Source organism: Paenibacillus paludis (assembly GCF_042610515.1).
Classification (GTDB): domain Bacteria; phylum Bacillota; class Bacilli; order Paenibacillales; family Paenibacillaceae; genus Paenibacillus_AQ.
Genome location: NZ_JBGJZP010000024.1, coordinates 65,708 through 92,163, shown reverse-complemented (window position 1 = coordinate 92,163; position 26,456 = coordinate 65,708). Strand labels below are relative to the sequence as shown.

Sequence of the window (26,456 nt, the reverse complement as noted above, 5' to 3'; positions counted from 1 at the left end):
TACAAGAAAATGAATGAGATTGATTATCAGTCTCTCTCGGAGGGATAGAAAATGGCTTCTACATCCTGCTCCTTACTGCGTTTACAACCGGGCTCTACAGGCTCCATCCATAAAATAGAAGGAATGAACCCCATATTACGGCGCCGTCTGGCTGATCTAGGGGTGTCCGAAGGCGTTAATATCCGGCTCAAGGGAAAAGGACCTTTCTGGGGGCCTGTTACTCTGGAGTGCAACGGCCAGCTATTTGCCATTCGGCGGAAGGAAGCCTCCCGCATTGAGGTGAATGTATCATGAGTTCAATAGCACTTTTGGGAAATCCCAATACAGGGAAAACCTCACTTTTTAATACACTTACTTCTTCCTATGAATATGTAGGGAACTGGGCCGGTGTAACCGTGGAGAAAAAAGTCGGCAGCCTGAAAAACGGTGCAGGAAAGCTGATCGACCTGCCCGGAATCTATTCGCTGCATCCGCTCTCCCGGGATGAGGGGGTAGCTGCCCAATACCTGATCGATGAATCGCCAGAGGCCCTGATCAATATTGTGGATGCCTCCCAGCTGGAACGGAACCTGCTGCTTACCCTGCAATTGCTGGAATACGGCAAACCTACCGTGCTCGGTCTGAATATGATCGACGTCGCCAAAGCACGGGGCATTGTTGTAGATCATGAAATATTGCAAGAGCGTCTCGGCATTACCGTGCTGCCCCTGATCGCCAGAACCGGCAAAGGAAGCGGACAAGTGCTCAGTGTTCTGGAGAAAAGAACGACAATTCCCCCGGTCAACTTCAAACTTGATTATGGTGAATTGGCTGAAGCGGCCATTTCTTCGATTGAGCAGGAATTACAGCATACCCCGGGTTTACCAAACCGCCGCTGGGTCGCGCTCCAACTGATGGAACAAAATCCTGTCGTCCTTGAACTGCTCAAGAAACGTGTAAATACGGACCGCCTGCTGATGATTTGCGACAACTGTCAAAGCGAACTACAGAACAAGAAGCTGGCGTTGACCCTTCCGCAATGGATTCGTTCAATCCGTATGGATTATATTCGTGCCGTATGTCTGGCGGCGATGGATACAACAGCACAGAAACCGCATAATCTGACGGAAAGACTCGACTCCATTTTGACACACCGTTTCTTGGGATTACCTCTGTTTATCGCCTTTATGTACGCGATGTTCAAAACAACCTTTGACTGGGTAGGCGGACCTTTATCGGATATTGTAGACGGATGGATTTCCGGTCCGATCAGTGAAGGCGCCACTTCCCTGCTTCAAACGATTGGAGCTTCCGGCTTCACGCATGCGCTTATTGTAGACGGTATTATCGGCGGTGTTGGTGGTGTAGTTGTTTTCGTTCCACAGATCTTCATCCTGTTCCTGATGATCTCCTTCCTCGAGGACTCCGGTTACATGGCGCGTGTCTGCCTGTTGATGGACAGCACGATGGAGCGGATGGGTCTTAACGGCAAAGCCTTCATCCCGTTCATTATCGGCTTCGGCTGCAATGTGCCGGCCATTATGGCTGCGCGCAGTATTGAACAGCCCAAAGACCGTATGCTGACCACACTGCTGATGCCGCTCATGTCCTGCTCAGCAAGACTTCCGGTATACCTGCTGTTTGCAGCGGTTTTCTTTCCGGCCCAGCAGGCCACTGCCGTACTGGCAATGTATGTTATGGGTGTCGTATTTGCCCTAATCCTATGTAAGCTGTTCTCCAAACATCTGTTTAAGAATGAATCGTCCATCTTTATTATCGAACTTCCTCCTTACCGGATGCCGCAGCTCAAAGCGCTTGGCCGCAGTACCTGGGAGAAGGGCAAGGGCTTTCTGCGCAAGGCGGGAACTATTATCCTCGCCGGCTCGGTAATTATTTGGCTGATGTCTTACGCAGGTCCTGGCGGATTCAACGTTGAAATGGATCACAGTTTCCTGGCAAAATTCGGGGGAATGATTGCACCACTGCTATCCCCGCTTGGCTTTGGGACCTGGCAGGCAGGCTCAACGCTTGTACCCGGATTCCTGGCCAAAGAGGTCGTAGTATCTACCATGAACATCATTTATCATGCTCCGGATGCTGCTGGACTGGAAGGACAAATTTCCCAAGTCTTTACTCCGCTAAGCTCAATCAGCTTCATGGCCTTTATCCTGTTGTATATTCCTTGTCTGGCTACTGTAGGGGTTATTAAGAAGGAAACAGCGTCCTGGAAGTGGACCTTCTTCTCCATGGGCTACTCCCTCGTACTGGCATATATCGTATCTCTGGTTATTTTCCAGGGCGGACGTTTATTGGGATGGTCGTAGAATCTGCAACAAACAGATTTCTTGATGAAAGCGGGGCTTGGCAATGATAATAAATATTTTAATTATAGCGGCTGTGTTTGGTTACTCCGGCTGGATGATTTACCGGCATGTTCAAAAGGGCAAACAGGGGGCTTGTGCTGGCTGTGACAAGGGAAAAACCTGCTCGGCAGCATCCCTGGACTCTCCGTTCTCCTGCGGTGGAGGAGCAGCCAATAACAAGCTTTAACCGTAAGCACGGACGGACAGGAAGAAATATACGGGTTTGAATTCCCCGTCATACGGGTATGTTTGTTATAAGCAACTGCAACGAAGACCAATACCCAAGGAGGAATAACCATGAACACCAAAAAAACGTTATTTACCACGGTAGCATTGGGAGCAGCCTATTTACTGAAAAATAAAAATACCCGTGACAAAATCATGAACGGTATACAGTCCTTTACTTCTCAAGTAAAAGCCAAAAAATCCAGCAGAACCGTATAGGCCGCTCTGCCGGATGAATGATCAGCATTGGAAAAGCCGTAGAGCTCCGTATGATGGAATTTTACGGCTTTTTGTTTGATGAGATCATCCTCTAGGAATGGGGCTGCTGACTTATTCCCAGCAGATATTCCAGCAACGTCCGGACCATTACACCCGTGGCACCTTTGGGATTAACCCCCCGCTCCCTGGAGAGGAATGCCGTTCCGGCAATGTCCAAGTGAATCCAGGGCAGGCCTTCAGCGAACTCGCCGATAAATAATCCGGCTGTTGTGGCCCCCCCGAATCTCCCGGCAGCATTGCGGACATCCGCGACCTCGCTTTTCAGCATCTCACGGAACTCGGGATACACCGGCAGCTGCCATATCTTCTCCCCGGACAACCTGGAAGCCTCCAGGAGCTCCTGCATAAAGGTCTGGTCATTGGTAACGGCTGCTGTGGCAACATCCCCCAGTATGGACAACACAGCCCCTGTGAGGGTAGCTACGTCTATAAACCGTTCCGCTCCCCACTCCCGGGCATAGGTAAGTCCGTCTCCCAGTACTATCCGGCCTTCGGCATCGGTATTTAGCACTTCAATGGTTCTTCCACTGAGAGAGGTCACAACATCACCTGGCTTAAAAGCACTGGCTGAAGGCATATTTTCGGCAGAAGGAATCACTATTACGGCATTGAGCTTCGGGCGCAACCTGCCCAGCGCCTCTGTGACCCCAAGCACGGCTGCCGCACCGCCCATATCGCTGATCATTTCTTCCATGCCTGGTGCTCTCTTTAGTGAAATGCCGCCGGTATCGAAAGTGATGCCCTTGCCGACAATTCCCACGACGTCCTTCCACTCGTTTGTTCCCTGATAACGAATGACGATCATCCGCGGCGGATGAATGCTGCCTTTGCCGACAGCAAGCAAGCCTCCCATGCCCTTCTGTTCAATCTCCCGTTCATCCAGCACTTCAGCGGGAAATCCATAACGTTCAGCCACATCAATCGCCGCGGCCGCAAGCGCAGACGGTGTCAGCTGATTGCCGGGAAGGTTAGTTAGGTCCCGGGCCAAATTGGTTGCTTCGCCAAAGGCCAGCCCCCGCTCGATCCCCTGACTCCAGCTATTCCCCTCAGCTTCTTCCACCTTAAGCTCACTATGGAATGTAATGGAGGTCAACCCTGCAAACGGAGGCTGCTCCTGCTTATAATGTTTGCGCTGGTACGCCCCCAGTACAAAGCCCTCTGTAAGCGCCTGAGCAGTCATTTCCGGCTCTTTCACCTTTAAGCCGGCAGGTAACTGGATCACGAGTGTTGCCGCCTTTAACCGTAATACAGCCCGGGATACTTGGGCCGCCAGCACCCTGATCTCCTCTGCATCCAAATCTCCGCTGCCGCTCCCCGCCAGCAGAATGACAGGAATTTCAAATGCCTCCCCTGCAGGCAGTGTATAGGTCTGATTCAGCTTGCCCGTAAAAATCCCGGCTTTGACCAGAGGATTCATTCGCTCCTTCCACTCTGTTGCAAGACTGCCCGCCTCAATTTCAGTTTGTGAGACTATATAGCAAAGAACATCGCCCTTTATGGCAGCTATTGAACCGCCGCAGCTCCATTCAATATTCAATAGAACCCCTCCAATCATCTTCCATTTTAATAATCCGTCTAATAACGCAGATAAGGCTGATTCCTGCACTAAGCTGTGCAATGCAGGAATCAGCCTCTTTCGCTTATTAAGTATAACTCAGTATTGTCCAAAAATCCGCCCAGAACCCCCTTTTACTGAATAAGCGGCAAAGAAATGACAAACCGGGTGCCTTCGTTGACTCTGCTGCTGACAGAGATGCAGCCGCCATGATTTTTGATGATCCTGTCACTTACGGACAGCCCAAGCCCCGTCCCGTTTTCCTTCGTCGTAAAGAAAGGGTTGAACAACCTGTCCAGTGTTAAGATATCCATCCCTTTGCCATTGTCGGAAATAAAGATACGGACCTCCGCCCCTTCCCGGCGTGCCCCTACCTCAATCTTTCCAATTTGGTCATCCTCTCGCTCTGTAATCGCTTCCATTGCATTTCTAATCATATTCAGCACCACCTGCTTCATTTGCTTGACATCGCCGGAGATGATCATATCGCCATGTAGCGGGTGGAGATTAATCTGGCAGCCTTTCATCAAGGCTTCGCTCTCTGTAAGCAGGACAACCTCTTTAAGTAATGCCGATACAGGAATCATGCTGACCTGCGGGACCGAAGGTTTGGAAGAAGTCAGGAATTCATGAATAATGTCATTGGCGCGGTCAATTTCAGCCAGTATAATTCTGCCGTATTCTTCTTTGCCCAGTTGATGCAGATGAGGATGCAGCAATTGAATAAATCCGCGGATCGCTGTGAGCGGATTACGAATCTCATGGGCGATGGAAGCAGACAGCTTGCCCAGCATAGCCAGGCTGTCATTCTGGTAAGCAGTTTGCTCAATCAGCTTGTAATCGGAGATTTCTTTGACCGTAAACAAATAACTGCCCTTCATTTGCTCTCCGCAGCATAATGAAACCCGCCAGTAACGGCCGTATTCATCTACGAATTCATAGCTCTGCTTCCCCTTTTGCACCATCTCCCGATAACTCCGCAGTACCTGCTTCTTCTTAAAGCGGCCGAGCTGGATGTGGGATAACAGATGGGCCATCGTGCAGCCCAATAGAGAATGGCGGTTCAGTTCAAGCATGCCATACATTTGTTTATTAACAAAAGTTAGAACTCCCTCTTCATCAAAAAGTAATATCCCACTGTCAACGTGCTCCAGAACATCCTCATATGTAGTGTCCATTGATCCGGATTGAAACGTTCTTGCCGGTAAAAGCAAGCTTTCTTGATATTGGCTTATCACGATACGAAGTTCCCCCTTTTACTGCATTTGACGAAGACGCTTAAGCGACATCAAATTACTATGTATTTGAGTATATGACGAAGCCGCCAGAACATTCGGAAATCGTATTATATTATCCAACCGTTTCAACTATATTCCAATCATATCCAAGAGAAGAAGACAACGCAATCGGAGAAACTGTCGAATCCTAAAAATATTTCTAAAATGATTCTTAAGACACATTAAATATCGATCCAAAACAAAATTCCGCTCTTTTTCCGTACCAAAGGTTGTCCATTATTAAGGAATACTACAAAAAAAAGCCTTCGCTGCCGCGAAGGCTTCCGTAATGAAATATTCCAGGGCTATCCCATCGTATTCTTGGTGACCTTATGCTTTCTGCTGCAAGCGATGGCGCCGCTGGCTCATTACGGCCAGGCGCTTCTTAAGCTCACGTTCCCATTTGGTATCTTCGATCTGCTTGGCAACAGCCAGCAGGTCAAGCGCCATATCGATCTGATTCCGCACAATGGCGAGAGGATCTTCACTCTCCACATTAATGACGTTTTCGAAGATCGCTTCCTCGTCTTCCATCACATAGTCCTGAAAATCAACATCGGTTACCCCGTCGCCATGAGCATACTCTGCCAGAATCTCATACTCGTTTTCGACTTTGTAATGCACCTCTACCCGGTGGCATACCGGACAAAAAAGCAGGGGAACATTATGGACTTGCGTGCGATAATGTTTTAGGGTTCCCTTAGTTCCAACCATACTCGCTCCACAGCAAAAGCTCATACTTGTTCACCCTCCTTGGTAAGTTCCATTGATTTGGTATTATTGTATTACAAGATGCGTGGAGAGATTCCTCTCCTTCAGGCTATATATTAACCTCTGCGCCCGTTTTAAAACGAAATACCGTTAAATGAGGGCTCTTTGTTGCAAAAAACCCCCTTTCCGGGAATTGCTCCCGCAAGGAGGTTCTCATTAGTATATCAAAGAACGCTTAAAGACATAGGCTTACAGGTTCTTGTCACCTGGTTTCCAGTTCATAGCGCACAGTCCGCCGGATTGCAAGGCTTGCAGAACACGAAGCGTTTCTTCCACGCTGCGGCCTACATCATTGTGGTTAACCACTTGATATTTCAATTCACCTTCAGGATCGATGATGAACAGTCCACGAAGCGCCACGCCTTCTTCTTCGATCAGGACGCCATAGTCACTGGCAACTTTCTTCGTGATGTCCGAAGCAAGCGGGAAGTTGACTTGTCCAAGACCATTCATATCTTTTGGTGTTGTAAGCCATGCTTTGTGGCTGTGGATCGAGTCGATGCTCACACCCAGAATTTCTGTATCGAGTGCTGCAAAATCAGCAGCAGCATCGCTCAATGCTGTAATTTCCGTCGGGCACACAAAAGTGAAGTCAAGCGGATAAAAGAAGAATACAAGCCATTTGCCGCGATAGTCGGACAAGCTTACCTTACCAAAATCTTTACCGTCGCCCGTTACTGTTTCCATAGTGAAATCAGGAGCTGGTTTACCTACCAAACGTTCTGCCATTGCTTAAATCCTCCTTTGATTATGTAAGAAAAACAACCACTTGTGACAGCTCCGTGAGGAAACCGGCGCAATATGCTTTTCTTGAATTATGATGGTTGGTCAATTTCTTATTGCTATAGACCAAATGGTATCATCGTACAAAATCAAAGTCAATATTACATTCATTACTTTTTTATAATTATTATAAATAAGCAACTTTCTGTGAAGTTTTTTGTTTTTCTGAGTCAAAGGAGGTAAGCTGTGGTACCTTACGCTTTGCGGATCGCCGCAACAATCAGATCGCCCATTTCGGTTGTGCTGATCGCTTTGCTCTTGTCTACTGCAATATCGCTCGTACGGTGTCCTGCATCCAGCACTTCAGCCACAGCGGTCTCAATTGCAGCTGCTGCCTCCTCGTAGCCAAAGGTCGTGCGGAACATCAGCGCAAGAGACAGGATGGTCGCGATAGGATTGGCCAGACCTTGGCCGGCAATGTCAGGCGCGGAGCCATGGACCGGCTCATACAGGCCATAGCTGCCCTCACCCAGTGAAGCTGAAGCCAGCATACCGATGGAACCGGTCAGCATAGCCGCTTCATCACTCAGGATATCTCCGAACATGTTCTCGGTAACAATTACATCGAAGCTGGAAGGACGGCGCAGCAGCTGCATTGCACAGTTGTCCACGAGCACATGCTCCAATTCCACCTGCGGATATTCCGGAGCAATTCTGTTCACAACCTCACGCCATAAGCGGGATGTTTCCAGGACATTCGCTTTATCGACACTCGCCAGCTTATTTCGGCGTTTACCGGCAATTTCAAAGGCCTGGCGGACAATACGTTCCACTTCCGTTACGTTATATACGCAGGTATCAACAGCTTCTTCCCCATGCTCACCTTGGCGGCGCAGCTTCTCTCCGAAATAAATGCCGCCCGTCAGTTCGCGCACAACCATGAGGTCAGTGCCTTCCAGCACTTCCGGTTTCAGCGTTGACGCATCCTTCAGGCAATCGAATACAACAGCCGGACGCAGGTTGGAGAACAGCCCCAGTGCTTTGCGGATACCTAGCAATCCTGTTTCCGGACGCAGCTCCTTCGGATTGTTGTCCCATTTCGGTCCGCCGACGGCTCCGAGCAGCACTGCATCTGCACTGCGGCAAATTTCCAGTGTATCTTCCGGCAGCGGGGTTCCCCGTTCATCAATCGCAATGCCGCCGAACAGCGCATGCTCAGTTTCAAAGGTGTACCCGAATACCTCTTCCGCTTTCTTGAGTACTTTTTCAGCTTCAGCTACAACTTCAGGTCCGATACCGTCCCCGGCAATTACGGCAATTTTTTTAACCTCGCTCATTCCAGTCACTCCTTAGATTGCCTGCTGCACGCAGACATAGTTCTTCTTAATATTGTTGTATCATACCGCCGGGAAAAGGACAAAGATATAGATTCTATGGAAGTGATAGGTATCTCCTATAAGTCAACCAGACTTGAAGTAAGTGCTGTATCCACAAGTTCGCACAAAAGGCTCCCCAGTCATCTTCTTGCGTCTGACCGGAGAGCCCTTTTACCACAAGCTTGTCATTGATGGATTAATGATTATCGAATCTGATCTTAAAAGCATTCTGCGAATTGGCATTGGCGTTCTTTACGGTGACTACCAGAGAGGCATTCGGAGCCAGATAATTGTTGAGTCCGCCGGACAGGCTGGAACCCCCAATCGTTCCCAGGTTTATTGTTTGTCCGTTGGCATAAACAAGGGAATAGCTGCCTTGAAATTTACCCGTTACCTGGTCGGTTCCCGTATCCAAAGGACCTACGTTGGTAATTCTGAAAATTGCAGTTTGCGTTGTACTCGAAGTATTTTTGTACTTGAAGGTGACTGTATCATCATTTTTCAGGCTGTGCTGGACAAAATAATCCAGGTTGGGAATAAGAACGGTGGAAGAGACAGCGAAAACGGAAGACACCATACTGAACATCATTACTAATGCGACTACAGCAGATAAAAAGCCTTTTCTTCTCATAATCTTCCTCCTTTAGAAAATGTAAGCGTATTTATACGCTTGTCTCCATTCTACCATTATGGTTAAATTTGTATATATATTTTTTACTGATTTCTGCAAGTGCTGCTGTGTTTGCTCTTGTTTCTTAAGTTGTTTACAATTAGTATGCAGTTGTTCGTCAAAATGGATTGAGGGAGTGGTTGCGGAGTGCAATACACGAAGCTTGGCAAGTCCGGTCTGAAGGTCAGCCGCCTATGTCTGGGAACGATGAACTTTGGTCCGATTACGGATGAGAAGGAAGCCTTCCGCATTATGGATGCTGCGCTGGATGCCGGGGTCAACTTTTTTGATACCGCTAACATTTATGGATGGGGTGAAAACTCCGGACTGACGGAGACGATCATCGGCCGCTGGTTCAAGCAGGGCGGCGGCCGGCGTGAAAAGGTTGTGCTGGCCACCAAGGTCTACGGAGCAATGAGCGACAAATTGGACGGACCCAACGATGAAGCAGGCCTGTCCTCCTATATTATCCGCCGCCATCTGGAAGGCTCACTACAGCGCCTGCAGACCGATCACATCGAGTTGTACCAGATGCACCATATCGACCGTAAGGTTTCCTGGGGCGAGCTGTGGGGTGCATTTGAGCTCGCTGTAAGCCAAGGCAAAATCGGCTATGTCGGCTCCAGTAACTTTGCCGGATGGGATATTGCCGTGGCGCAGATGGAAGCGAAAGCACGCGGTTTCCTAGGTCTCGTATCGGAGCAGCATAAATACAGTCTGACCTGCCGTCTCCCTGAGCTTGAGGTGCTGCCTGCCTCGAAGAATCTCGGCCTCGGCATTATTCCGTGGAGCCCGCTCGACGGCGGACTTCTTGGCCGCAATGCGCTCAAGAAGATTGAGGGCAGCCGCAGCGGCGGCAACTCTGAACGTGTAGAGCAATACAAGAGCCAGCTTACGGCTTTTGCCGATTTAAGCCGTGAGCTCGGAGAGCCACAGGATAATATCGCTCTGGCCTGGCTGCTGGCCAACCCTGCCGTAACGGCGCCGATTATCGGGCCGCGGACGCTAGAGCAGTTCGAAAGCGCCCTGCGCTGCCTGGAGATTGTGCTGGAGGAATCCGTGCTGAAGCGTCTGGATGAAATCTTCCCGGGACCCGGTGGGGAAGCCCCGAAAGCCTACGCCTGGTAGACGCAGCGGGCCGTTAACTTCAGCCAATCGGCAGAAGCAGACCGGCAGAACCCTGTCCTTCTATTGATCTTATAAAGCAATAAGGAGCTGCCCCCTTACTGGGGAACAGCTCCTTATTTTTGTTATTCAGTCGTATCCACGGTCACTGCACCGTTGCTGGTTGATAAAGATACCTTATGAGTTCCGTTGCCAAGTACGGCGGTTCCATGGTTATCGCCGTCGCGCTGCCAATTGATATTTCCCTTCAGCGCACCGTTGCTGGTGTCGGCAGTAATCTTTGCATCGCTTGCTGCCGGCAGGCTGGCGGTAATTTTGCCGTTGCTGGATTTGAGATCCCAGTCGCCTGTAGCCGCCGAGTCAATGGTAATCCTGCCGTTGCTGCTCTTGGCCGTTAAGGAGCCGTCTATATTCCCCAGGGTGATCGCTCCGTTGGAACTGACAAGCTTCACTTCCCCCTGGACCTCCTTCATCACCATCGTGCCGTTACTCGTGTGGGCATCTACACCTCCGGCAACATCATGAATATCCAGGGTGCCGTTGCTGGTATCGATTTCAATGCCGGCCTTCAGGTCTGAAGCCTCAACTGAACCATCGCCGGTGTCAACCTCCACAGCCAGATTCATAGGAAGATTGACGTTCAGGTACGGATCCTTGAAATTAAAACCGATTTGAATATCGAGCCAAGTCGTTTCTTCGTCCAGCTCCAGAGTTAGGGTGTCTCCTTCCGTCGTCACCTTCCACTTCTTTTCCAGCGCACTTGCTGCTTCACTTGCCGATTTACCCGGAAGCTCCAGGCTGCCTTCATAATCAAGCGTGCTGCCTTCCACACCTTGAACCTTAACCTTCCCGTTCGGCAATTCAATCTTAATTTTCTTGATTTCCGGCTTTACCTCCACGGTTCCGCTGAGCGGAGCCAACTGTGTCTTGCCGAGAATGCGGCTTATTGAGCCGCCGGTCAGCACAGTCTGTGCTCCACTGGCTGCGACCAGCACAATGATCAGGACAACTGCCCAACCGCTGACACGGCTCTTAACCTCTGATCTGATGAAAAGCCTGAGCAGCATTTCCAGGCCGAACAGAATGAGCAACGCAGGCCAGATAAAACCCAGTGCGTCATACGTTACTACATCAAATTGGGCAAGTACTATAATGACACCCAGCACGATGCAGCCAATTGCGGCCGTGAAACTGCCGATTTTCCATCTCCCCATGGATCATTTCCCCATTTCTCTATACTTTAGGATTTTTTCTAAGCATACTAAGCCCGTACCCGATTAAACCAAGCGACAGCAGAATTGCCCCGATGTTCATATCTGTGAGAATGTGCCAGAGCCATGGGAAAGCAGTAATCAACAGCAGCAAGAAACCCACTACTACACAGCCGATCCCCACCCAGACCGGATTCAGATCGTCATGCGGATAATCTGGAGCCGCAGGCATCCCCATCGTCCACGGCGCTCCGAAACTGTCTGGATGAAACATCATCCGCTCATGCTCAGCGGCGGATACTTTCATCCAGGCCGCTTTCTGCAGCGCATCAAACAGCTGGTAGAACCATAAGGCCGCGAGGGCGAATGGAAATACCGTCGGCATGGAAGGAATAAGTATGATGCAGAGCGATGCTCCAATCATATACTGAAGGCCCAACTTTTTGAATCCCAGATATAAGTGGCCAATCCCTGGAACCATCGCGAGCAGAAACGTCAGCCAGCGTCTTTTTTTAATCATCTAATATGCTCCTTTAGTGTTAATTTTTCTATTTAGCGCTTCCCTGAGCATTAAACCAGGAAGTGACTGAAGTTGACATATGCCCGTTAATTTCATTGATGCCATAAGCCAGATTCTCAAATACTCCAAGTTGCAGCAGCAGGAAGGTTAAGCAAGCAGCAAGTCCATAATGCATCCATGAGGTTCCCGGTGCAGTCCGGCGTCTGGACATAGTCGATTTAACGGTACGCTCTCTGCGCCCGGTTTCAAGCTGTTCAATACGTGACATCACATCAGCAGTAAAATTGGGATACTCGGGAAGATCCACCGGCTCACCGCCCGTCTCCATCTCGCTCCACAGTGCCGCCAGCCCTCTGGCTTCTTCCAGCCATTGCGCGCAGTCGGGACAAGATTCAATGTGCAGACGAACATTCAGCTCCACTTCTGGAGATAGCAAGCCTTCGATATAATGTGGCATCCATTCTTTTACTGTTGCACAATTCATCGCCATTCCTCCCCGCTTTTACGCATCATCTGTCTGGCCCTGTAGAGCTGCGATTCCACTGTTTTGACTGAAATCCCTTTTTGATCAGCAATTTCCTGATAGGAGTGACGCTGAAAATAATACAACTGCACGACCGACCGGTACGGTTCTGTGAGGTTGTTCAAATTCTCGTCCAGCTCCTGCGAGGCTTCCTTGCGCAGCACCGCAGATTCAGGTGTTTGCGTCGTTACCCAGTCATTCTCCGTGTAATCCGCCATACTGCGGTGCCGCCACTCCCTGTCATTTGCCCGTTTCCAGTCGAGACAGGTCCGGTAAGCAATCCGGTACAGCCAGGTGGAGAATGAAGACTGCCCCCTGAAGGAGGGAAGTGCCTTGTAGGCTTTTATGAAGACTTCCTGGGCCATATCCTTGGCCGACTCGGCTTCTCCCGTAATTTTGATACATACTCTGTACACCATGCCTTGATAACGATTGACCAGATGCCCAAAGGCTTGGTGCTCGCCGCTTAGCACAGCAGAAATCCACTCCGTCTCTTCCAGTATTCTCCCCTCCTTCAGCTTCATAGAGTTAGACGCCGGGCAACCGGAGTTCCCTGCAACGTTTTTAAATTTTTTTTGTCGTGGACATTCAAGCCCATTATGTATATCTTACAACAGGATAAATTCCTTTTTGAAGGATTAATGCCTTTTCTTGTCGAAATCACCTCATTTATTATGGCAAAAGCAAACTTATTCTAGGGATTGCCTTAACAACCCGAACTAAAAACTCATAGTAAATTGGCGGTGATTCAATGATTCGCGCAGTGCTTGTGGATGATGAGCGGCTTGCTCTCATGAACTTGAAGATGATACTGGAGGAGCTGGAGACTGTTGCGATTGTAGCTACCTTCACAGATTCAAGGAAAGCCGTCAGCGAAGCTGCTTACCTGAACCCTGACGTTATCTTTCTCGACATCGATATGCCCGAATTAAACGGACTGCAGGCAGCAGAAATCATTCAAATTCACTGCCCCCGGACGAGCATTGTCTTTGTGACTGCTTATAACAGCTATGCAGTGGATGCCTTTGAGCTTCATGCCCTTGACTATGTTCTGAAGCCTGTGCGAAGGGAACGGCTGATAAAGACCCTCTCGCGCGTAGAGGAAAAAATGCACCAGGAGCCGCAAGAAAACAACGGGAGTGAAATAATGATCCGTTGTTTTCAATGTCTCCGGTTCGAACGGAACGGACTGCAGCTGCACGACATCCGCTGGCGCACCGCAAAGGGGCAGGAATTATTCGCCTATTTATTTCATCACCGAAACCGCTTCATCAGTAAAGACACGCTGATTGATCTGCTGTGGCCTGATTTCAGTTTAAAGAAGGCTTCCAACCATCTGTATACAACTATTTATCAGGTGCGTCAATGCCTAAAGCAAGGGAAGACAGATCTGCGGATCAGCAATCTAAGCGGCGGGGAAGGTTATAAGCTGGAAACAGGAAGCAAGCTGGTAGACAGTGCAGAATGGGAAAAAGGAATCCTCTCCCTTGAGCCGATAAATGCTGGCAACTATGGGCAGTACCAGTATTGGTTTGGCTTTTACTCGGGCGATTATTTGGCCGACTATGATTATTTGTGGGCAGAAAGTGAACGCCAGCGCCTGCGAAGCATTTGGCTGCATCATGCGATGGAGATGGCCGAGTTCTATATCGGCTGCGGAAAAATCCCGGAGGCGGTGACCGTGTATCAGAGGATTGTACAGCTGCAGCCTTATTTTGAGCAAGGCCATTTAGGCCTCATGAAGGTCTATGACCGCATAGGAGAACGTTCGGCGGTAGAGGAGCAATACAACATCCTCACGGATTTGCTGAACAGGGAGCTCAGCATTGAGCTGCCCGTAAATATTGAGCGCTGGTATCATAATTGGAAGCAGCACATTCACTGAATCTTCTAGAATGCCCCTTCCTTTTTTGCAATCAAAAAAGCTGCCGGTACAGCAGACATTATTCCACTGTACTGACAGCTCGATAAGAACTTGTTTAGAGACACTGGACTTCTTTACAGCTGGGCGTGATCACGCTGCGTGTAGGTTTTGCGTTTCTCCAGCAGTTTGTTGAGCGCATCCAAATAGGCTCTGGCACTGGCTTCCAGAATATCCGTGCTCAGTCCGCGGCCCTGTGCGGCCACTTCACCCTGCGACAGTACGACATGCACCTCGCCCTGCGCGTCTTTGCCCCGGCTGACCGCTTTAATCGAATAATCTCCGAGTGTCACTTCCTCGCCCGTAGCCTGATCAATGGCATTATAAATCGCATCCACCGAGCCGTTGCCTTCGGCCACCGCCACAATCGGCTGCGCCTCCTGGCTTTTAATAACCACCTTGGCGGTTGGCGTAGCTTCATTGCCATAGGTAACGTAAATCGTCTGCAGGCTGAAAATTTCCGGCGTATCAATCAGCCTCTCTTCCAGCAGCGCCATAATGTCCTCATCGGACACTTCCTTCTTCTTATCCGCAAGATCCTTGAACCTTGCGAAGGCAACGTTCAACTCTTCTTCAGAAACATCGTATCCCAGATCGCTAAGCTTATCGCGGAAGGCATGACGTCCAGAGTGTTTGCCAAGCACTAGCTTGCTCTCTTTGAGGCCGATGGTCTCAGGTGTCATGATTTCGTAGGTAGTCTTCTCCTTCAGCATGCCATCCTGATGAATACCCGATTCATGGGCAAAGGCGTTGGCACCAACAATCGCCTTGTTACCCGGTACCACCATCCCGGTCAGCTTGCTGACCAGACGGCTTGTGCGTGAAATTTCCGACAGCACCAGCGAAGTTTTAGCATCAAAAAACTCACTGCGCGTCTCCAGCGCCAGCGCGACCTCTTCAATCGCCGTATTTCCGGCACGCTCACCAATACCGTTGATTGTGCCTTCGATTTGATCCGCACCATTCTGAATCGCAGCAAGCGTATTGGCAGTAGCCATACCCAGGTCATTATGACAGTGGGCGCTAAGCTGAACCCGCTCGATGTCCGGTACATTGTCCTTCAGGAATTTGAAAATAGCCCCGTATTCCGAAGGATTCAAATAACCTACCGTATCAGGAATATTCACTACATTGGCACCCTCACGGATGGCCATAGCCACCATCTCAGCCATGAAGTCACGCTCTGTACGCCCCGCATCTTCCAGTGAAAACTCCAGCTTGGAAAAATATTTCTTGGCATAGCGGATAGCGGACTGCGCGGTCTCCAGCACCTGTGCTTTATCCATGCGCAACTTGTGCTGGCGGTGGATGGGTGACGTGGCAAGAAAAATATGAATGCAGGGGTCCTGCGCTCCCTTCAGCGCTTCTTTCACCGCATCAATGTCACTCTCTCTGGAGCGGGAAAGACCGATCAGTGTAACATTCTTCACGGCTTTTGCCACTGCGTTTACCGCTGCCAGATCACCCGGTGAAGCCGCAGGGAATCCCGCCTCCATCCGGTCAATGCCCAGTTTTTCCAGCTGGTAAGCGATTTCGACTTTCTCTCGTGTGTTGAGGTTCACACCCGGCGACTGCTCTCCGTCACGCAGCGTCGTGTCGAACACATAAATTTTCCGCATGCTGAGCACCTCCTGAAAATTGTGCTTAAACCCTCAAATGCGGCCCGCAAAAGTTACGGCCGCATCTGAGGATTGCACTATAGTTTCAATAATCTTAAGTATATGAGCCTATTTCTTAATCCAGTGCATCATTTCACGCAGCTGGCTGCCTACTACTTCTACCGGATGAGCAGCTTCGTTGCGGCGGGTAGCTGTAAGGAAAGCACGGCCGGACTGGTTCTCAAGGATAAAGTCACGGGCAAATTTACCTTGTTGAATATCGGTAAGCACAGCCTTCATTGCTTTTTTGGTTTCATCCGTAACAATGCGTGGGCCGGTTACATAGTCGCCGTATTCAGCAGTGTTGCTGATGGAATCGCGCATAGTGGCAAGTCCGCCTTCATACACGAGGTCAACGATCAGTTTAAGTTCATGCAGACATTCAAAGTATGCCATTTCTGGAGCATATCCTGCTTCTGTAAGAGTTTCGAAGCCGGCTTTGATCAGAGCGGATACACCGCCGCAAAGTACAGCCTGCTCGCCGAACAGATCGGTTTCGGTTTCTTCACGGAATGAGGTTTCGATAACCCCTGCACGGGTACAGCCAATGCCTTTGGCATAAGCAAGGCCGATTGCTTTGGCATTTCCGGTTGCATCCTGCTCGATGGCGATCAGGCCAGGAACGCCGAAGCCTTCAACATAAGTACGGCGAACCATGTGACCCGGGGATTTCGGTGCTACCAGCAGCACATCTGCATCCTTAGGAGCAACGATTTGGCCGAAATGCACATTGAAGCCGTGGGAGAACATCAACGCTGCGCCGCTTTTGAGGTTCGGTTCAATTTCATTCTTATATACGGATGCCTGTGTTTCGTCCGGCATGAGAATTTGCACTACATCTGCACGGGATACTGCTTCAGCTACCGGCAATACTTCAAATCCGTCATTTTTGGCGGTTTCGAAGGATTTACCTTCGCGCAGGCCGATGACAACCTGAAGCCCGCTGTCGCGCAGGTTTTGCGCCTGGGCATGCCCTTGGCTACCGTACCCGATTACTGCAATTGTCTTCCCTTTTAACACACTAAGTTCTGCATCCTGTTCATAGTACGTTGTCACTGCCATTGTCAATATCCTCCTTTAATTTGGGACCCATCGTAAAGAGCGGGTACTTCAAGAGCGCCAACTCGCGGTGGTGATCCGGATTGAGATTCAGGCTGCTCCTCAAGTCCCCGCTCTTTAGCGGGGAAATTCAAAATGATCTTATCAAATTAATGCAAACCAGCAGTAATCCGTTAAAGCCGTAAATTATGACAATTAGGCATTGCCGCGAATCATCGCTGTAACTCCTGTACGGGAAAGCTCCTTGATGCCGTATGGCTTGAGAAGTTCAATCATTGCATCAATCTTCTGAGTGTCTCCCACAACCTGTACCAACACGCTTGTTGTACCGATATCGACTACAGAGGCACGGAAGGTTTCGACTACGCCCATAATTTCTGGACGTTCAGCCGGATCAGCTTTGACCTTAATCAGCGCCAATTCACGGGCAACCATCGGTTTGGCGCCAAGATCCACTACCTTAATAACATCAATTAGCTTGTAGAGCTGCTTCTCAATCTGCTCCAGAGTGTGCTGGTCACCAAGTGTAACAATAACCATCCGGGATAATCCAACCTCCTCGGATTGGCCCACAGTAATGCTCTCAATATTGAACCCCCGGCGGCCGAACAACCCTGAAACCCGCTGCAGCACACCTGGCTGGTCATTCACAAGCACAGCAATCGTATGTCTCATCACTGTCATTCATCCCCCATCAGCATTTGATCAATGGTTGACCCTTGAGTTACCATCGGGTAGACATTTTCGTCTTTGGGAACAACGAATTCTACCAGAACAGGTCCCGGCGTTTCCAAAGCTTCCTTCCATGCTGCGCCAGCCTCTTCCTTGTTCGTGGCCCGCAGTCCCTTGACGCCATAGGCTTCAGCCAGCTTTACGAAATCCGGGCTGCCAGCGAGGTCGGTATAGCTGTAACGCTTCTCATAGATCAGATTCTGCCACTGCCGGACCATACCAAGCACCTGATTGTTAATAACTACAATCTTGACCGGAATGTTATTGATAGCACAGATGGCAAGCTCCTGGGAACACATCTGCATGCCGCCGTCCCCATTGATCGAGACAACCAGCCGGTCCGGATGCGCCATTTGCGCTCCGATGGCTGACGGAAATCCGAAGCCCATTGTTCCAAGTCCCCCGGAGGTGATCCATGAGCGGGGATGATTAAATTTATAATATTGTGCAGCCCACATCTGATGCTGCCCTACATCTGTAGTAACGATAGCTTCACCTTTGGTGGTGTCGTTTATCATTTCAATAACCCATTGCGGTTTAAGCTCAGTCTCCGAATCCTTGTAGCGAAGCGGCTGATCCAGCTTCCACTGGGCAATTTGTGTTCTCCAGGCATCGGCACCTGCTGCCCGGCGTACATCGGGAATCAGCATCTCCAGCACTGTCTTCACGTCGCCAACGATCGGAATGTCAGGCGATACATTTTTGCCGATTTCTGCCGGATCGATATCAATATGAACAATCTTGGCTTTTGGCGCGAAGCCGTCCAGCTTGCCGGTAACACGGTCGTCAAACCGGGCACCGATATTAATCAGCAGATCACACTGTTGAATAGCATTGTTTGCGGTATATGTGCCATGCATGCCCGGCATTCCCATCCATAGCTCATCCGCACTCGGGAAACAGCCCAGTCCCAGCAGAGTTGTCGTAATCGGAATTTCCGTCCGTTTTACGAATTCATACATCTCTTCATGCGCTCCGGAGTAGATGACACCGCCGCCTGCAATAATAATCGGACGTTCTGCAGCATCAATGGCCCGGATCAGCTTATCGAGTTGAAGTTTGTTCGGAACGGTCCGCGGGTTATAACCACGAAGGTTAACGCCTTGCAGCTGCACCGGATTGAATAACATTTTGGCTGCCGAGACATCTTTGGGAATATCAATCAGCACCGGACCTTTACGTCCTGTATTGGCAATATGGAACGCCTCATGAATGATTCGCGGCAGATCCTCAACATCACGTACCAGATAGCTATGCTTCGTAATCGGCATTGTGATGCCTGTAATATCCGCTTCCTGGAAAGCGTCGGTTCCAATCAGGCTGGAGAAGACGTTCCCGGTGATGACTACCAGCGGAACAGAATCCATAAAGGCGGTGGCAATGCCGGTTACAAGGTTGGTAGCTCCGGGTCCGGAGGTAGCGATGCATACTCCCGCTTTGCCGCTCGCTCTGGCATATCCGTCAGCCGCGTGAATAGCGCCCTGCTCATGCCGGGTCAGAATATGTTTGAAATCATCGAAGCCATGAAGCGCATCGTAGATGTACAGCACAGCCCCGCCCGGGTATCCGAATACAGTATCAACACCTTCCAGTACTAGACTGCGCAGCAGGACTTCGGATCCCGTAATCACCTCGGGATTCTTCCATTTCTCACGTAACTGCTCTGTAGACCGCACTTCCGGTATATTCGCGCTCATCAGTATTCCTCCCTTCGATATTTAACATTCATTATGCAAATGACAGACCGTCTTTTATACAGCTGTAAGAATTGGCTATGCTCCTTGAAAGTTAGTGTTCACCAACCCAGTGCAGCTAACCATCATCTTATGGGCAACAAAAAAACCTTCCGCCACCCACGCGCAAAATAGAAGCGCGTGAGGGACGAAAGGTTGATCTTCCGTGGTACCACCCATGTTTGCATTACATCTCGCGATGTAACGCCTTATCAGGTAACAAAAATCCATCGATGTAGGCAGGGCCCAAATCTTTGTAACCTGAAGTCCCTAACGCGGACTAAACGATTCCCCCTAATAATTCCACCACTGTTGCCGATGGACCTTTCAGGAAAACAGCTCCGAGGTGAGCTCGTATATAAGGGATTCTGGTGGAGGTTGCAGCAATTCCTCTCACTCTCTGAGCAAAAGAGCCCTTAAAACTTCGTCCTCATCATTGCCGATGCATGTATGTTCGATAAAATGTTTAGACACATTATATGATTCCTCACACGGTTAAGTCAATACCCTTATTTCCGTAACTGACACAAATTGTTGTTCTGTTCTACCGTAACGCCCACACCACCCTGGGCATATGATGTACGACAATGCGTGGAAAGGAGGCGCTCTATGATTCGTTACCGTAGACCCAAGCAGGACGACACCGTCATTCTGGATCTGATTGAAAAGCAGCTCGTCCCTTTATCCCATCTCCCCCAAACCGTAATTAATCAGGTAAGAAAAGATCTGCCCCGCCGCTTGGGGCAAGGAGTTACACTGGTAGCCTGCCCAGACTATGAGAGCGATCCGCTGGGGTTTGTCCACTTTATGCTGCACGGTGATCTGCTGTATATTGATATGCTAGCCGTAGCCCCTGCAGCTAGGCGCAAACATTGGGGGAATATGCTCATGGACCGCGCAGAGCGATTTGCATTATCTCGCGGTTGTCAGCGGGCCAAGGTTGCTGTTGATACTGGAAATACTGCCGGTATTTCCTTTTATCAAAAAATGGGCTACAGAGTAGCCCGTTATCAGGCGCAAAACTACTGTTATGAGTTTGAAAAGCAGTTCAATTGACTCTGCTGCTTATAAACTTCTTAGAAAAAGCCAATCGGAGGTACCAGAGCTCCGCCATAAGGTCCAGGAGCATATCCTCCATACTTGTTATAACCGTATCCACCATATGGATTGCCTCCATACGGGGAGCCTCCATAACCTGGGCCATATCCGCCAGCATAAGGGGCCGTACCTATGGCAAGCAAATCAAACAGCACCAGCGGAATCAATGCTTTGGTTTGTACTTTCTTACCGCTGACACGCTGTAGGATCAGACGGTTTCCAGAAATGCGGAGCAGCTTGCCCGTCACTTTAGAACCATCTTTTTTCACTGCAACGATATTTCTGCCCACCAGCTTCATTACCTGTTTCTTTGTAACCGGCTGTGCCATAATATCCCTCCTAAAATTTTATAAGCATCTGCTTACACACCTGTCTCATATGCATTCGCATAAGTTTCAACACAGTTTATTCGGCGCGTCTGCCGTTCGCCTGTACACATGCCCTGTCCAGCGAAAGAGTAGCAATAACTTGCGGTTTAGCCACACTGCATCCTCTGCAGATATGGCTCAAAGCCAAGTGGAAACGGCTTTGCCGTCCTCAAAAGGACGGTATCCGTTTCAGCGAGATTTATAGCGTGAAGCATATAAATTCTTATATTCGCACAAAAAAACGCATTTTCAGCAACAGCCGGAAATGCGTTTTTGAATAATACTGCTATTCAAATCAACTGCGGGTCTAACGTTTGCTGGGATCGTATGGCTCACCGAGCGCTTTTGGCGCCGAAGAGCGGCCGACAGCACTTACCAGTACTATAATCGTCAATACATAAGGAATCATAAAGATAAATTCCTGAGGGATACTATTGGACCATTCAAACAACTGCACATAGTTGCGGATAGCCTGGGAGAATCCGAAGAATACTGCGGCTGCAAATGCACCAAGCGGATTCCATTTGCCGAAGATCATCGCTGCAATGGCGATAAAACCTTGACCGGAGATCGTATTGTGCCCAAAGGTACCTGTAGTCGTCAGCGTAATTGTCGCTCCGCCGATACCGGCCAGCAGGCCACTCAGCATAACTCCGATATATCTCATCCGCTTTACATTGACACCCAGCGTATCTGCAGCACTCGGATGTTCGCCAACTGCGCGCAAGCGAAGGCCAAACGGAGTCTTAAACAGCACAAAGTAAATGACAATAACCAGCACAATCGCCAAATAGGTTGTTGGATAGGAATTAAAAATCCCTTCGCCAATAACCGGAATCTTCGAAAGACCTGGCACCGGTATTTTTTTGAAGCCATCCAGCAGCGGTGTTTCACCAGCGCCGTCAAAAAGCAGCTTAACTATATAAAGCGTGCTGCCGGCAGCAAGGAAGTTAATTACCGTACCGCTGATCGTCTGATCGGCTTTAAAGGTAATTGCGGCCACCGCATGAATCAATGAGCCAATCACACCCACAGCCATAGCGCAAATCACACCAACCCACGGAGCCCATGCCCCCATTCCGGCATCCTGGGCATAATATCCGCCCACGGCTGCCGCAAAGGCACCAAACATCATCAAACCTTCAAGACCGATATTAACTACCCCGGAGCGTTCAGAGAAGATGCCGCCCAGCGCGGCAAAAATGAGCGCTGTGGAGAATACAAGCGTTGTATTGAGCAGTTGTCCTAACGTCTGCAGATCCATCTATAACACCTTCTCTTTCTTGCGCTTGAAGTAAAACGGTTTAAGCACCCAGCGGACAATTCCTTGTGCCGCAATAAAGAATATAATTGAACCGATTACGATACGAATCAGGTCCGGTGGAACATCTGCTCCAAAGCTCATGCCTGCCGAACCATACGTCAGTATTCCATATAGGATAGCGGCCAATACGACTCCAAGCGGATGAGTCAGTCCAAGAAGCGCGACGGCGATGCCGTCAAATCCATAACCCGGCGAGGCTGCGAAGACAGATTGATAGTGGAATACGCCCAGCACCTCACCTGCTCCCGCCAGCCCGGCGAAGGCGCCACTGATGAACATCGCCTTCACTACATTGCGTCCAACATTCATCCCGGCATATTCTGCGGCATGCGGATTGAGTCCAACCGCACGCATTTCATATCCCTGTTTGGTCTTCCATAAGTACACGTAGAAGAACAGCGCTGCAGCAAGCGCAATAACTGTACCCCAGTGCAGACGGGCGTTATCAAACAGAGAATTCAAGAAGTTCATGGAAAGCGAAGCGGGAATATCCTCCGAACGGTTTTGCTTTGGAAGGAGCAAAAATGTTTTGACAATGTAATTTGCCAGATAGAGCGCGATCCAGTTCAGCATAATGGTAGTGATAACTTCATTAATGCCGCGTTTCGCCTTAAGGAATCCGGCTATTCCGGCCCACAGACCGCCGCAGAGCCCTGCAGCGATAACAGCAAGCGGGACCAGCAAGAACGGCGGCAGGCCAGCCAGCTTAATACCGATCACTGAAGCGGCGGTCATACCGATAAGCACTTGACCATCCGCACCAATGTTAAACATTCCTGAGCGGAAGGCAAATGCTACGGCAAGCCCGGTAAACATCAGCGGCGTCATTTCACGTATTGCCTCACCGAAATCATAAGCACTGCCAAATACACGCTGGAACAGGGATGAATAAGCGAGGATAGGGTCATATCCGCCGACCAGCATCACGACAGCTCCTACCAGGAAACCCATTATTATTGCAACAATCGGCACAATATAGCTGTCTGTCGCAAATATTTTTTTCAGTCTATGCACCCGCTTTTCCCCCCCGCTTCAAGCTGCCCGCCATCATCAGACCCAGTTCCTGGTCATTCGTATCCTGCGGCAATACTTCGCCGACGATTTGCCCTTCATAGATAACGGCTATTCTGTCGGAAACATTCATAATCTCATCCAGCTCGAAAGAAATCAGCAGCACAGCTTTGCCCTGATCACGCTGGGCAATCAGTTGCTTCTGAACGAACTCAATCGCTCCGACATCAAGACCACGTGTCGGCTGAGCCGCAATCAGGAGTGTCGGATTTTTGTCTATTTCCCGCGCAATAATCGCTTTTTGCTGATTACCGCCTGACAAAGAGCGGGCTTTGTTCTCAATGGAAGGCGTACGCACATCAAACTGTTTGACCAAATCTTCGGCATGCTGATTGATTACGTCTTTCTTCAGGAAGCCAGACTGGTTATACGGACTCTTGTAGTACGTTTCCAATACCATATTTTCACTTACACTGAAATCGAGCACAAGCCCGTGTTTATGACGGTCTTCCGGAATATGGGATACATTCATTTCCGAGATTTTGCGTGGAGACAGGTTGGAAATTTCTTTGCCGGATACGGTAATAGAACCGGAATCAATTTTGCGGAGTCCCGTGATGGCCTGGATCAGCTCACTTTGTCCGTTGCCGTCAACGCCTGCAATCCCAAGGATTTCACCGGCCTTCACTTCAAAGCTGAGGCCATTCAGCACAGATACGCCTTCCTTGCTCTTGCTGCTGACATTGGACAGCTTAAGGACGCTGGATCCCACATGCGGAGCCTGCTTGTCCACTTTGAATGTCACGCCGCGTCCGACCATTTTTTCGGCCAGCTCATTCGGATTCGTCCCGGCAGTCTTAACGGTATCAATCACCTTACCACGACGGATGATTGTAACCCGATCGGAAATCTGCATGATTTCTTTAAGCTTATGTGTAATTAGAATAATGGATTTGCCCTCTGCAACGAGCCGCTTCATGATCGCCATAAGCTCAGTAATCTCCTGCGGCGTCAATACAGCGGTAGGCTCGTCGAATATAAGTATATCCGCTCCGCGATACAGGGTTTTCATAATCTCTACCCGCTGCTGCATGCCGACCGAAATGTCATGAATTTTGGCATTCGGATTGACCTGCAAGCCATATTGCTCCGATAGTTTGCGAACCTGCTCAGAAGCGGATTTATAGTCGATTTTAAGTCCTTTTTTCGGTTCCATGCCCAGAACAATGTTCTCGGTGACCGTAAAAGGCTCTACAAGCTTGAAATGTTGGTGGACCATACCAATGCCAAGCTCAATAGCTTTATTAGGGCTATCGATAATAACCGGTTTCCCGTCGATTTCGATGCTGCCTTCATCGGGCTGGTATAGTCCGAATACGATATTCATCAAGGTGGACTTGCCTGCACCGTTCTCACCGAGCAGCGCATGGATCTCCCCTTTTTCCAGCGTCAGACTTATAGAGTCGTTCGCTACAATACCGGGAAAGCGTTTTGTGATTTGCTTCAACTCTACGACAGGAGCCGCAGCACTCATGGAATCACCCTCATCACAGAATATATAATAGACATACAGACACGGCTGTACCGCCCCTTGCGAGGCGGCACTGCTGTGTTCACGTATAACTTTTAACAGGGAACAAGGCCAGCTTTAGAACCGGCCTTGTTCCTTATTACGTTATTGTAAAGCTTTAAGAATGACTCAACGCTTACTCGGATGGAACAGTAATCTTGCCATCGATGATTTGTTTTTTGAAATCCTCAACTTTAGCCAGAATTTCTTCGGATACGTTGGCTTTTGATGTTTCAGGAAGGCCCACGCCGTTGTCTTTCAGACCCAGTACGGTTGTAGTGCCGCCTTTGAATGTTCCGTCAACTACTTGTTGGGAAACCTTCTTAACTGCTTCGTCAACACGTTTGATCATGGAAGTCAAAGTTACATCGTCGCCAAATTCTATGGATTGGTCTTTGTCTACACCGATTACCCATACTTTATCGCCGCCTGCATCATTGCGGGATTTAGCTTCATTGAACACGCCGTTGCCAGTTGCGCCGGCAGCAGGGAAGATGATGTCGTTACCGGCATCGTACAGGGTAGCAGCCAGGGATTTACCTGTATCAGGCTTGTCATAAGCGCCTGCATAAGTATTCGTTACTGTTGCTTCAGGATTAACTGCTTCTACGCCAGCCGTGAAGCCAACTTCAAAACGTTTGATAACCGGGCTGTCCATACCGCCTATAAAGGCCACTTTGTTAGTTTTAGTTGTCAAACCGGCAACAACACCCACCAGGAAGGAACCTTCATTCTCAGAGAAAGTAACGGACTCAACATTTGGAGCGTCTACAACGCTATCGATGATTGCCAGTTTGGCATCCGGATTGGCTTTAGCTACTTCCAGCAAAGCGTCTCCAAGGTCAAAGCCGATCCCCCAAGTCAGATCGTAGCCGCCTTTTACGAATTGGTTAAGGTTTGGCACATAGTCTGCGTTGGCTTTACTTTGCAGATATTTAATTTCCACACCGGATTCTTTATTAAGAGCTTCCAGGGCTTCCCAGGCAGATTGGTTAAACGATTTATCGTTTACCCCGCCTACGTCTGTAACCAGCCCTACCTTAACGTCGGATGCGCCGTCTTTTTTGTTACCGCAACCTGCCAAAATGACACTGGTTGCCATCAACATAACGAGCGACAATTTGAAAACCTTTTTCATCGAATGTGATCCCCCTTAAGAAATTGGATGTCTTCTGTGTTTTGCTTGGACATACCATTAGATCAAATTATAACTGTAAAAAAACCTAAAATCCAGTCTATAAATGACCTCAGGTCAATAATAATTTGCATTTTTCACCAAGAAAACGCTTACCCTGACACAAAGTGTTATACTTATGTCTATTTGATGTTAGGAAAGCTCGAAACAGTTAAACATATTCCTAAAACCTTATAATTATTATTGCACA

General features: G+C 49.3%; 26 protein-coding genes. 7 read left to right on the top strand and 19 right to left on the bottom strand.

The features are described 5' to 3' along the window. Positions 1-51 precede the first annotated feature (51 nt). The 4 genes from ACAN56_RS30380 (at position 52) to ACAN56_RS30365 (ending at position 2,786) form a co-directional block, all read left to right on the top strand. Positions 52-294 (top strand): FeoA family protein, encoded by a 243-nt coding sequence (locus tag ACAN56_RS30380; protein ID WP_038587302.1) that lies wholly within the window; start codon positions 52-54, stop codon positions 292-294. Continuing rightward, entirely contained in the window at positions 291-2,303 is a 2,013-nt protein-coding gene (gene feoB, locus ACAN56_RS30375) for a ferrous iron transport protein B (RefSeq protein ID WP_340894223.1), read from the top strand. Before ACAN56_RS30380 ends, feoB begins: the two co-directional genes overlap by 4 nt. 43 nt (positions 2,304-2,346) lie before the next feature. Further along, a complete protein-coding gene (locus tag ACAN56_RS30370; protein ID WP_052091870.1) occupies positions 2,347-2,529 on the top strand; it encodes a FeoB-associated Cys-rich membrane protein in 183 nt (60 codons plus the stop codon). 110 nt (positions 2,530-2,639) lie between these two features. Beyond that, positions 2,640-2,786 (top strand): hypothetical protein, encoded by a 147-nt coding sequence (locus tag ACAN56_RS30365; RefSeq protein WP_179091809.1) that lies wholly within the window; start codon positions 2,640-2,642, stop codon positions 2,784-2,786. 91 nt (positions 2,787-2,877) lie between these two features. Here the strand turns inward: ACAN56_RS30365 and ACAN56_RS30360 are convergent, their stop codons facing one another. The 6 genes from ACAN56_RS30360 to ACAN56_RS30335 all read right to left on the bottom strand — a co-directional run bounded on the left by ACAN56_RS30360 (position 2,878) and on the right by ACAN56_RS30335 (position 9,179). Next, a complete protein-coding gene (locus tag ACAN56_RS30360; RefSeq protein ID WP_379147539.1) occupies positions 2,878-4,383 on the bottom strand; it encodes a leucyl aminopeptidase in 1,506 nt (501 codons plus the stop codon). A 152-nt stretch (positions 4,384-4,535) separates the two neighbouring features. After that, the gene (locus ACAN56_RS30355) at positions 4,536-5,639 is read right to left on the bottom strand and encodes an ATP-binding protein (RefSeq protein ID WP_340894229.1); all 1,104 of its coding nucleotides are present in this window, start codon (positions 5,637-5,639) and stop codon (positions 4,536-4,538) included. A 369-nt stretch (positions 5,640-6,008) separates the two neighbouring features. Further along, positions 6,009-6,416 carry a hypothetical protein gene (locus tag ACAN56_RS30350; RefSeq protein WP_038587294.1) on the bottom strand — a complete coding sequence of 136 codons (408 nt, stop codon included), beginning with the start codon at positions 6,414-6,416 and terminating at the stop codon, positions 6,009-6,011. A 222-nt stretch (positions 6,417-6,638) separates the two neighbouring features. Further along, positions 6,639-7,178: a peroxiredoxin gene (locus ACAN56_RS30345; RefSeq protein ID WP_038587292.1), complete on the bottom strand. Its 540-nt coding sequence runs from the start codon at positions 7,176-7,178 to the stop codon at positions 6,639-6,641. Positions 7,179-7,426: 248 nt separating this feature from the next. Next, positions 7,427-8,509, bottom strand: a complete 1,083-nt coding sequence (leuB, locus tag ACAN56_RS30340; protein WP_038587290.1) for a 3-isopropylmalate dehydrogenase — start codon at positions 8,507-8,509, stop codon at positions 7,427-7,429. A gap of 235 nt (positions 8,510-8,744) precedes the next feature. Continuing rightward, positions 8,745-9,179 (bottom strand): hypothetical protein, encoded by a 435-nt coding sequence (locus ACAN56_RS30335; RefSeq protein WP_038587288.1) that lies wholly within the window; start codon positions 9,177-9,179, stop codon positions 8,745-8,747. Between the two features lie 186 nt (positions 9,180-9,365). On the opposite strand from ACAN56_RS30335, the gene ACAN56_RS30330 reads away from it, so the two are divergent. Beyond that, a complete protein-coding gene (locus ACAN56_RS30330) occupies positions 9,366-10,346 on the top strand; it encodes an aldo/keto reductase (protein WP_038587286.1) in 981 nt (326 codons plus the stop codon). Positions 10,347-10,468: 122 nt separating this feature from the next. Here ACAN56_RS30330 and ACAN56_RS30325 read toward each other — a convergent pair whose 3' ends face one another. Genes ACAN56_RS30325 through ACAN56_RS30310 form a run of 4 tightly spaced genes read right to left on the bottom strand, consistent with a single transcriptional unit; the run spans position 10,469 to position 13,121 of the window. Further along, complete coding sequence (locus ACAN56_RS30325; RefSeq protein WP_038587284.1) at positions 10,469-11,557, bottom strand: DUF4097 family beta strand repeat-containing protein; 1,089 nt, start codon at positions 11,555-11,557, stop codon at positions 10,469-10,471. Positions 11,558-11,576: 19 nt separating this feature from the next. Beyond that, positions 11,577-12,074, bottom strand: a complete 498-nt coding sequence (locus ACAN56_RS30320) for a hypothetical protein (RefSeq protein WP_038587282.1) — start codon at positions 12,072-12,074, stop codon at positions 11,577-11,579. 28 nt (positions 12,075-12,102) lie between these two features. Then, positions 12,103-12,558: an anti-sigma factor family protein gene (locus tag ACAN56_RS30315; protein WP_379147534.1), complete on the bottom strand. Its 456-nt coding sequence runs from the start codon at positions 12,556-12,558 to the stop codon at positions 12,103-12,105. Beyond that, positions 12,555-13,121 carry an RNA polymerase sigma factor gene (locus ACAN56_RS30310; RefSeq protein WP_052091868.1) on the bottom strand — a complete coding sequence of 189 codons (567 nt, stop codon included), beginning with the start codon at positions 13,119-13,121 and terminating at the stop codon, positions 12,555-12,557. Before ACAN56_RS30310 ends, ACAN56_RS30315 begins: the two co-directional genes overlap by 4 nt. 227 nt (positions 13,122-13,348) lie before the next feature. Between ACAN56_RS30310 and ACAN56_RS30305 the strand changes: the two genes are divergently transcribed. Further along, positions 13,349-14,482: a response regulator gene (locus ACAN56_RS30305; protein ID WP_081965709.1), complete on the top strand. Its 1,134-nt coding sequence runs from the start codon at positions 13,349-13,351 to the stop codon at positions 14,480-14,482. Positions 14,483-14,595: 113 nt separating this feature from the next. Here the strand turns inward: ACAN56_RS30305 and ACAN56_RS30300 are convergent, their stop codons facing one another. From ACAN56_RS30300 to ilvB, 4 genes are all read right to left on the bottom strand, one after another. Next, complete coding sequence (locus ACAN56_RS30300; RefSeq protein ID WP_038587278.1) at positions 14,596-16,137, bottom strand: 2-isopropylmalate synthase; 1,542 nt, start codon at positions 16,135-16,137, stop codon at positions 14,596-14,598. A 108-nt stretch (positions 16,138-16,245) separates the two neighbouring features. Then, entirely contained in the window at positions 16,246-17,238 is a 993-nt protein-coding gene (gene ilvC, locus ACAN56_RS30295) for a ketol-acid reductoisomerase (RefSeq protein WP_038587276.1), read from the bottom strand. Positions 17,239-17,430: 192 nt separating this feature from the next. Further along, positions 17,431-17,919 carry an acetolactate synthase small subunit gene (ilvN, locus tag ACAN56_RS30290; protein WP_038587274.1) on the bottom strand — a complete coding sequence of 163 codons (489 nt, stop codon included), beginning with the start codon at positions 17,917-17,919 and terminating at the stop codon, positions 17,431-17,433. Next, entirely contained in the window at positions 17,916-19,664 is a 1,749-nt protein-coding gene (gene ilvB, locus ACAN56_RS30285; RefSeq protein ID WP_038587272.1) for a biosynthetic-type acetolactate synthase large subunit, read from the bottom strand. Before ilvB ends, ilvN begins: the two co-directional genes overlap by 4 nt. A gap of 645 nt (positions 19,665-20,309) precedes the next feature. Between ilvB and ACAN56_RS30280 the strand changes: the two genes are divergently transcribed. Further along, on the top strand, positions 20,310-20,756 hold the full coding sequence (locus tag ACAN56_RS30280) for a GNAT family N-acetyltransferase (RefSeq protein WP_038587271.1): 447 nt from the start codon (positions 20,310-20,312) through the stop codon (positions 20,754-20,756). 20 nt (positions 20,757-20,776) lie between these two features. Here ACAN56_RS30280 and ACAN56_RS30275 read toward each other — a convergent pair whose 3' ends face one another. From ACAN56_RS30275 to ACAN56_RS30255, 5 genes are all read right to left on the bottom strand, one after another. After that, positions 20,777-21,127, bottom strand: a complete 351-nt coding sequence (locus tag ACAN56_RS30275; RefSeq protein WP_038587269.1) for a hypothetical protein — start codon at positions 21,125-21,127, stop codon at positions 20,777-20,779. A gap of 346 nt (positions 21,128-21,473) precedes the next feature. Next, positions 21,474-22,430, bottom strand: a complete 957-nt coding sequence (locus ACAN56_RS30270) for an ABC transporter permease (protein WP_038587267.1) — start codon at positions 22,428-22,430, stop codon at positions 21,474-21,476. After that, positions 22,431-23,504, bottom strand: coding sequence for an ABC transporter permease (locus ACAN56_RS30265; RefSeq protein WP_038587265.1), 1,074 nt, complete (start codon positions 23,502-23,504; stop codon positions 22,431-22,433). Then, entirely contained in the window at positions 23,497-25,035 is a 1,539-nt protein-coding gene (locus ACAN56_RS30260; RefSeq protein WP_038587263.1) for an ABC transporter ATP-binding protein, read from the bottom strand. Before ACAN56_RS30260 ends, ACAN56_RS30265 begins: the two co-directional genes overlap by 8 nt. Before the next feature lie 172 nt (positions 25,036-25,207). Next, positions 25,208-26,209 carry a BMP family lipoprotein gene (locus tag ACAN56_RS30255; RefSeq protein ID WP_038587261.1) on the bottom strand — a complete coding sequence of 334 codons (1,002 nt, stop codon included), beginning with the start codon at positions 26,207-26,209 and terminating at the stop codon, positions 25,208-25,210. Positions 26,210-26,456 lie beyond the last annotated feature (247 nt).